Source organism: Stygiolobus sp. CP850M (assembly GCF_037389425.1).
GTDB lineage: Archaea > Thermoproteota > Thermoprotei_A > Sulfolobales > Sulfolobaceae > Stygiolobus.
The window spans coordinates 1-3,080 of record NZ_JBBHKR010000007.1 but is presented as its reverse complement, the minus strand read 5'-3'; the positions used below and the strand labels follow the sequence as shown (position 1 = coordinate 3,080).

At 35.9% G+C, this 3,080-nt stretch carries 2 protein-coding genes and 1 pseudogene; 2 read left to right on the top strand and 1 reads right to left on the bottom strand.

Annotated elements, in window-relative coordinates; all coding sequences use genetic code 11:
* The first annotated feature begins 334 nt into the window (after positions 1-334).
* Both WIW89_RS13530 and WIW89_RS00290 read left to right on the top strand, forming a co-directional pair.
* Positions 335-1,483 carry a hypothetical protein gene (locus WIW89_RS13530; protein WP_443296275.1) on the top strand — a complete coding sequence of 383 codons (1,149 nt, stop codon included), beginning with the start codon at positions 335-337 and terminating at the stop codon, positions 1,481-1,483.
* Positions 1,476-2,534, top strand: a complete 1,059-nt coding sequence (locus WIW89_RS00290) for a hypothetical protein (protein ID WP_337719304.1) — start codon at positions 1,476-1,478, stop codon at positions 2,532-2,534. Before WIW89_RS13530 ends, WIW89_RS00290 begins: the two co-directional genes overlap by 8 nt.
* A gap of 106 nt (positions 2,535-2,640) precedes the next feature.
* Here WIW89_RS00290 and WIW89_RS00285 read toward each other — a convergent pair.
* Positions 2,641-3,080: pseudogene (locus tag WIW89_RS00285) on the bottom strand (IS701 family transposase); the annotation flags it as partial.

The window sequence follows — 3,080 nt, the reverse complement described above, 5'->3', positions numbered from 1 at the left end:
AATATACGTTCCTAAAAGCATTCATGAGAAGATTAAGGGCTTGTTGGAAAAGGAGGTGATTGTAATTGTTATCCTACCAGATGATGAGGAGTAAATTAATTGGCCCTAAGGAAGCAATTGATATCTAGTTAATCCTAAGGGTACTACAAATTCTGAGGGTCACGACATGGTGATGAGGGAGAAGGGTTTCGATAGGCATACAGCCTCAGCTTACTTAATAGCATTAAAGGGATTAGAAGTAATTAAAAATAATGAATAGTTACGTAAACGCGTTACAGACCGTCTTCTCAATAAGTCATATATCTTCTTTACTCTCTTCTTCTAATTTTATTATATGGAAGAAGGAGTAATAGTTATCCCAGATATTACTGACTTAGTGGAGCAACACAACGTAGAGGAGGAAATATATGCACCTGACGGAACCCTATTGATGAAACCTTATGAAGTTATAGTCGAAAACCCATTGATAATGAACCGTAAAAAATGGAGGTTGTTCGCAAACTATGTCCCAGTAGAGAACCACCCAGATCAGAAGAGGTGGATAGCTAAACTAAATACATCTGGACAGCTGGTTGAGAACAGAGATGTAGATCTGGCATGGATGCTTTATTATATAAGGACTCAACACCCTGGAGCTACAGTAGAGGAAGTAGTAAATTGGGAACTAGCTCGGGTTGTAGAAGATACTGGTGACTTCAAAGACGATGATGAGATGGGGGGCTTATGCAATGACCCTATATTTAGGCTTAGCATATGCCATAAAGTACGGTCTTCTAATTTTAGTAAAAGATTAGATTATTTGAATAAACTCCCTAATTTACTGAAGAAAATACTAAAATATAAAATGAAAGAAGTTTTTAGTTTGTATTACAATATAAATGTAAGCCAGTCTATGAGCACACATATATTTAATTCATTACGATTATTCTTAAGCGAATATACGTTACTATTTATAATACTAATGATTATCTATTCCAAATATTTCTTTATATTTTACATTAGAATATATTCCTTTAGCATACCCCTACTTTTAATACCCTATATGATACTATCAGCTCTTTTAATAATTTCGAATTACGGTTATTACTATTTATTAACTACAGAGGAAGACAAAGAAAGCTCGAGAACTTATCACGTAACCGAAATAGAAGACCTGAGTGTAGACTACGCTAATATAACAATGACTTACGTGTTAACTTTATTATCGATTTTTCAGGCTACGTTAATCGGACTCATTGTGTTTATTATAGTTTTATTCTTCATATTTGAATTATTTAAGGACAGCGAAATCTTATTCTTTAATCCTATTCTCTTCCTAATGAATTATAGGATTTATAAGATAAGAGTAGAAGAGCATAATAAATCAATTTATATAGTATATAAGGAAAAGATACAAGAAGGAGATTACATCAGAGTTCGTCCTTTATATGAGAACATTTATTTAGATGAAAGAATTATAAAGAAAAAGAAGGCAAATGAATGATGAGGGGTTCTCAGCTAAAGAATTAGTTGAAGCTATTAATAAAGTTAAGTTAGAAGAAAAACTGGAAAGAATATATTTCTTCGTTAGAGTAAAAGGCAAAGATGAGTCCTTTAATTATAACATTAGATACATTAAGATTAATAAGAAAAGTAGAGAGAAGAATTTCGAATATATATATCGTAAGATACGCAGACTAAGTGGTAAAACGGATATTAATGAGTGTGCAGATTTCGAGAATAGGAGGCCGTGTTATATAGACTTAGACGTTTTTAATCGGGATCCGTCTACACAAGTAACAGTTCAGAGTTCTCAACCCTCTACTTCTTCACAGACTACTGAAGGTAGTACAATTATAAGGTTAATTCAGCTGATGGAACAAGATACTCCGTCTACTAGCAAATATGAGCTTGAAAATATTGAGGACACCGAATATGTGTCGATTAAACTCGACGACGGAAATGGGAATCCTATACTAATCTTTGACAAATTTGAAAAGAATCTCATGTTGCATCCAAAATTTAGTATTATCACAATGAGTTCAGATGACACCTATGAAGTATTAGAGTTTAAGAAGTATATTGTACTGAGGAAAGACATACTGTTCGTTTACTATAAGCATAAAATTATCATATTTAAATTATCTGAATTCGAAAAGAATCGTTCATTTAAGAACTTTTTGAGAGACTATTACTTAAGGAAGATAAAAAATAGTTCAAACTATAATGACTTACAGAACATCTTCGATGACCCCCAAAAATTTGAAAAAGATCTTGCTTCTGTAGAGCCAAACAAGTTGAGAAAGTTAAGTAAAATAGTAACTGATGGTACTATTAAGAAAATACATGAAAAGTTTGGTGAACAACCAAAAATAGTAGAAGTAATAAAAAACAAAGTTAAAAATGAAAAGGGAAAGGAATTGAAAGTAGAGTTTGATGAACAAAATATAAAATTCAAAACCGATAGTTCAGATGTTAATGACGTAATAGATGTAATAACAGACAGTCTAGCAGAGACGCTAGTCCTCAAAAGAGTAGTGGAAGTGGCTGAATAAGCCAGGGACTTCTTTCTTTCTCATCTCTTTCTTAGCCATATAATAAGCCTAATCTCTTTTTCTCAAACTCCTTAACAAACCTATACACTACAGCAGTTATGGGACTTTAACGTAACTTAAAGATTTTCATCAGCCCAGTTGGTCCGCCTAAATAACGTTCAACGAACCTGAGGAACGCCTCCACGCTCCTCAGGTTAAGAGCCCCCACCAGCTCCCTGACAACGTTGGTCATGATGGTGAAGATCGTGAGGTACCCCTGAAGCCTCTCTCCTCCAGAACGAGGAGTCCTCCAGTCCCGAGGCCTTGACGTCCCTGTGGAGCTCCTCGATCTCCCACATCATCCTCCAAGCCTCCTCGATCTCCTCCTCACTGAGCGAGAGATCGGTCGTGTAGAGGTACCTGACGTGTGTCCCGGAGTCACGTTCCCGGACTAATAATTTTACCGTAATCGCTTGGCCTCCCAGAGTTAGGTCGGCGTAGTAGACTCCGGGGGTATCCCACTCGGAGGTATCCCTTCACCTCCTCGAGGGTCCCCCGGGCCGACTC

Coding starts and splice junctions, on each gene's coding strand:
- WIW89_RS13530 (WP_443296275.1), top strand. CDS start 335: ATGGAAGAAGGAGTAATAGTTATCCCAGATATTACTGACTTAGTGGAG.
- WIW89_RS00290 (WP_337719304.1), top strand. CDS start 1,476: ATGAATGATGAGGGGTTCTCAGCTAAAGAATTAGTTGAAGCTATTAAT.